Origin of the sequence: Microbacterium sp. (assembly GCF_026393345.1) — a bacterium.
Taxonomy (GTDB): domain Bacteria; phylum Actinomycetota; class Actinomycetes; order Actinomycetales; family Microbacteriaceae; genus Microbacterium.
In genome coordinates, this window is record NZ_JAPLAI010000024.1 from 1 (window position 1) to 4,711 (window position 4,711).

4 protein-coding genes are annotated in these 4,711 nt (G+C 70.0%); 1 reads left to right on the forward strand and 3 read right to left on the reverse strand.

Annotation, left to right across the window (positions count from 1 at the left end; genetic code table 11):
* Positions 1-415 precede the first annotated feature (415 nt).
* Positions 416-1,702: a CDP-glycerol glycerophosphotransferase family protein gene (locus NT132_RS02805; RefSeq protein ID WP_297784444.1), complete on the reverse strand. Its 1,287-nt coding sequence runs from the start codon at positions 1,700-1,702 to the stop codon at positions 416-418.
* 40 nt (positions 1,703-1,742) lie between these two features.
* On the opposite strand from NT132_RS02805, the gene NT132_RS02810 reads away from it, so the two are divergent.
* On the forward strand, positions 1,743-2,837 hold the full coding sequence (locus NT132_RS02810; protein WP_297784446.1) for a glycosyltransferase family 2 protein: 1,095 nt from the start codon (positions 1,743-1,745) through the stop codon (positions 2,835-2,837).
* Between the two features lie 3 nt (positions 2,838-2,840).
* Here NT132_RS02810 and NT132_RS02815 read toward each other — a convergent pair whose 3' ends face one another.
* On the reverse strand, positions 2,841-4,289 hold the full coding sequence (locus tag NT132_RS02815) for a CDP-glycerol glycerophosphotransferase family protein (protein WP_297784448.1): 1,449 nt from the start codon (positions 4,287-4,289) through the stop codon (positions 2,841-2,843).
* A partial coding sequence (locus NT132_RS02820) for a CDP-glycerol glycerophosphotransferase family protein (RefSeq protein ID WP_297784451.1) occupies positions 4,286-4,711 on the reverse strand: 426 nt, incomplete at its 5' end. The genes NT132_RS02820 and NT132_RS02815, both read right to left, overlap by 4 nt.

Here is a 4,711-nt window from a genome sequence, read left to right on the forward strand (position 1 = left end):
AAAGGAATCTCATCCAACCAAAAGCTGGACAGAGGTTATTTGGCATTTGACAAGTGCACGCTGTTGAGTTCTCAAGGATCGGATGCTCCCACCTTCACGTCTCACAACGCTCTCCGCAGGGCAACTTCACTATCTTATCCGTCTCGTTCGTCTTGTCAAATCGGCGCTTCGCTTCGGTGTGAACCGAAGCAGTGGTCCCTGATCTGACCCGGACGAGCCGGACTCCCCATCCTGACACAGCGGAAGCCCTCTCGCAAGGAGAGGAACTGTGAGGATGGGAGGTGTTCTGCGCTTGAGGGGGCGGGCCTCGCGGCTCTCGCTCTTCCCTGTGGGCCGAACAAGTAATAACTTACGTGGGTTCCCGGGGTCGGGCAAATCGCGCTCCCCGCCCGGGCGTGTCGTGGCCACGGCCCCGTCAGTCGTCGGTGTCGACCTCGTCGATGTCGCTCTCCGCCTGCTCCTGCTCCAGATCCGTCGCCGTACTGCGCTGCTCCCACTCGTCCCAGCGGCGCATGAGTTCTGCCACCGCAGCATGGAACCGTGCGGTTGGCGCACCGGGGGTAGTGTCCCCGAAATACCGCTCCACCCAGGAGGCGAGACGCTCCCCCGCATCCGGATCGGCCTGCAGACGATCGACCACCGCCGCGATATCCGCGGCCTCCTCCGCCTCCAGCCAGTCGCACGCAGAGAGGTACCCGTGGGTGTCGACCACGGCGCGCTCATCCGCGGGACGCGTGATCAGCAACGGCTTGTCCGCCGCGAGACGGTCGTAGACCATCGCGGAGATGTCCACGACGGCGACATCGGCGGCCGTCAGCTGCCACCCGAGCTCGGGACCGTCGTCGAAGACGTGCTGTGCCGACGGGTCCGCCGCGTTTGCCGCCGCGATGGCCGCCACGATGCGCTGGTTCGCGTCACCGTAGGCGGTGTTCACCACGCCGCTGCGGGGATGGGGTCGGTAGATGACACGGTGTCGTCCGGTCGACAGCAACGAGGCGACGAGCGCCTCCCCGTGCGTGACGATGGAGCCGTAATGCGCGGAAGGTCGATCGCCCTCCCACGTCGGGGCGTAGAGCACCACGGTGCGCTCGTCCGGCTGGTAGGGCAGCACCCCCGAATAGTGGTCCGCCTGCGGGCGCCCGATCTCGAAGGTGCGCCGGTCCAGGTCGTAGTCCCACAGCACGCGGGACAGCCGCTCGCGCGCCGCGTCCCCCGCGACGAAGGCATAGTCGTACGCCTTGAACTGGTTCGTGGTCATGTACATCTTGTCGGATTCGCCGTGGTTGATGAACACGTGCCAGCGCCGGCCGTACCGGAACATCTGGAAGTTGCGGGTGTTCTGGTTCACGTAGAGAACGACGCGGATGTCCTGTGCCGCGACCACCCGCTCGAGATCCCGCACGGTGGGGACGAAGGCCACCGGGAGCGTCGTCTCGTTCATGAGGGCACGGGCGCCGCTGCCGACGCGGCTGAGGATCAGCACCGGCCAGCTGCGGGCCAGTTCCTCCAGCGGTTTGTACCACTGACGCATCTGGTACATGTTCACCGCGCCGTCGGCGAAGTACACCGCGATCTGGAACCGTCCGGTCGGGAGGGGCGGCTCGGCCGCCACCCGCTGACGCACCTCCGCGACCGCGGCTCGATTGTCGAGGACCTTGGCGGCGAACGCCCGGGCCTTACGCAGATCCGATGCAACTCGCATCGTTCCAGCCTAACCGGGGGCCCCGTGACATGATCGACGGATGCAGGTGAACGGGGACGGCCGACGCGACGCTGCGGTTCCTCCCACCGCCGCCGGGGTGTCGTTCGTGATGCCGGTGCTGAACGAGGTGCGTTACCTCGAGCGCGCCGTCCGCACCGTGCTGGCACAGGAGGTCCCGGGACCGATGGAGCTGGTGCTGGCGCTCGGTCCGTCCTCGGACGGGACGAACGACATCGCGCATCGCCTCGCGTCGGAAGACCCCCGCATCGTCCTGGTGGACAACCCGGCCGCCGACATCCCCGCGGGACTGAACCTCGCCATCCGGCGGAGCACCCTGCCCACCATCGTCCGCGTCGATGCGCACTCCGAGCTGGCACCCGGGTACACGGTGCGTGCCCTCGCCACCCTGGCCCGGACGCGGGCCGCCAACGTCGGCGGCGTGATGCACGCGGACGGCAGGTCGCCGTTCCAGCGCGCGGTCGCCCGCGCCTACAACTCCCCCATCGGCCTCGGTGGCGGCGCTTACCACGGCGGCACCAAGGAAGGTCCGGCGGAATCCGCGTACCTCGGCGTCATGCGCCGCTCGGTGCTCGACGAGGTGGGGCTGTTCGACGAGTCGGTGCGGCGCGGCGAGGACTGGGAACTGAACCTCCGCATCCGACAGGCGGGCTACCGCGTCTGGTTCGACCCGACGCTGTCGGTGACGTACTGGCCGCGCGAGAGCTGGACGCGCCTGGCCGGACAGTTCCGCGCGACCGGCGCGTGGCGAGGCGAGCTCGTCCGCCGGTACGGACGCCGCAACTCGCTACGGTTCTTCGCCCCGCCGCTGCTCGTGGCGGCCGTCGCCGCCGCGATCGTCGTCGGCGTGCTCCAGGCGACACGAGTGCTCACCGGCATCGCCGGCTGGGTGGCATCCCTCGTCTATCTGCCGCTGATCGCCTACGTGCTGCTCATCGCCGCCGTCGCCGCGGGCCGTGGCGGGGGCAGAGGGTGGCGGGACAAGCTCTGGACGCTCGCCGTGCTGCCGACCATGCATCTGTCGTGGGGCGCGGGGTTCCTCGCGGGGCTCGTCACCGGTGCCAAGGACACGGTCGACACCTCCCGGCTCGGCACGCGGAACACGCCGCTGCCCTGACCGTCAGCGGCCGACGAAGCCTTGATCGAGGATGCGGGCGACGACGCGTTCGGAGGCATGACCGTCGTCGCGGGCGTTGAACCGCTCGCGCCACGCGGCGTAGGCGAGCGCGTACGCCGCATCATCAGCGGCGGTCAGCGCCTGCACGAGCTCGTCCTGCGTGCGCACGAGCGCGCCCGGCGCGTGCGCAGCCAGATCGAAATAGAAGCCGCGCAACTCGCCGCGGTAGTGCTCGAGGTCGGGCACGAGGAACACGATCGGTTTGCCGGTCACGGTGAAATCGAACATCACCGACGAGTAGTCCGTGACGAGGACGTCCGCGGCGAGCAGCAGCTGCGTGGTGTCGCCGAACCCGGTGACATCGATCACCCGCGTGCCCTCCGCATCCCGGCCGGGCTGCAGGGTGCGCGAGTGCCCGCGAACCAGCACGATGGCTCCGGTCTCCGCCGCGAGCGCGGCCGGATCGATGAACTCCACCATGCGGTCGCGGTCGTCCCGCCAGGTCGGCGCGTACAGCACCACCCGCTCGTCGGGACCGATGCCGAGTGCCGCGCGGGCCTCGGCGGGGTCGCCGGTGACGAGGGCGTCGTTGCGGGGATACCCCTCCACCCAGATGGGCCGGGTGAGGAACGCGTAGGCCTTGCCGAGGATGCGGGCGGCGTAGGGGTTCTGCGCCAGCAGCACGTTCCAGCGGCGCGACTCGCGCAGCACCGCGAGCGCGCGCCGCGGATCGAAGCCGGGACGGTGCAGGGCGAGGCGCTTCAGCGGCGTGCCGTGCCACGTCTGCAGCACGATCTGCCCGGGGTGGCGGACGAACCGGCGGCGTAGCCAGTCGTTGACGACGAGCAGGCGCGCGCGGGCGCGGGCGCGCCCCCAGGCGGGTGTCCCTTCGACGACCGCGACGGCACCGTCCTGGACGGGCACCGAGAGGTCGACGACACTCCAGTAGCGGGTCACGCCGGGCGCGACGCGCGCGAGCTCCCGATCGATCGCGAGCGGGTTGCAGCCGACGGTGCGCCCGTAGAAGCTCTCGAAGAACACGGCGTTCTCCAGCTCGGTCACGCGGCTCGCGTAGCGGCGTTCCAGCGCATCCTGCCCCTCGACGGAGTCATACACCGGATCCACCGGCGGACTCACCCGGACGGTGGGCCCGTCGATCTCCGCGCGGAGAGTGTCGAGCAGCGTCGGGGAGGTGCGGAGCGTCTCGAGCTCCGCCGCATCCGGACCGCCCGCCACATCGAGCTGGTACTCACCGCTCGGAAGCGGCAGTTCGGGTCCGCCCCAGCGGGACGCCACGAGCGGGAGCGTCAGGGTCCAGCCGTCAACGGAGGTATCGACCGTGCCGACGGTGCGGGCGCGGGCACCGTACAGCGACCCACCGCTCGGCGCGGAGCCGGTCCCGGTGAGAACGAGCGCGGGTGCGGGCGTGCTGACGAACGTGGCGGTGATCATCGGCGTCCCCCCGGGTGTGTCTGGTGCGCGAGCGCTGCCCCGATGGCACGGTACACGCGTTCGGTGTTGCGTCCGTCGTCGAAGGCGTGGACTCGCGCGCTGAGGTCGCGGGCCCGGCGGGTGCGCCGCTCCCGCTCGACCGGGTCGCTGAGGGTCGCGGCGATCTGCGCGGCCGCCTCGTGCCAGGTGCGTGCCCATGTCGGGCCGGCGACATCCTCGTAGCGTCCGTAGAAACCGCGGGAGCGCTGATACGCCTCGGCGTCGGGAGCGAGGAACACCGTCGGGACGGGCACGAGCGAGGCATCGAAGGCGAGCGAGGAGTAATCGGTGACGAGCACATCCAGGCCGGAGAGCGCGGGGGTGATGTCGGCGACCAGGTCGCTGCCGATGCTCCGGACGCGGCCGGTGAGCCGCGGCGGCCG

Coding starts and splice junctions, on each gene's coding strand:
- NT132_RS02805 (WP_297784444.1), bottom strand. CDS start 1,702: ATGCGAGTTGCATCGGATCTGCGTAAGGCCCGGGCGTTCGCCGCCAAG.
- NT132_RS02810 (WP_297784446.1), top strand. CDS start 1,743: ATGCAGGTGAACGGGGACGGCCGACGCGACGCTGCGGTTCCTCCCACC.
- NT132_RS02815 (WP_297784448.1), bottom strand. CDS start 4,289: ATGATCACCGCCACGTTCGTCAGCACGCCCGCACCCGCGCTCGTTCTC.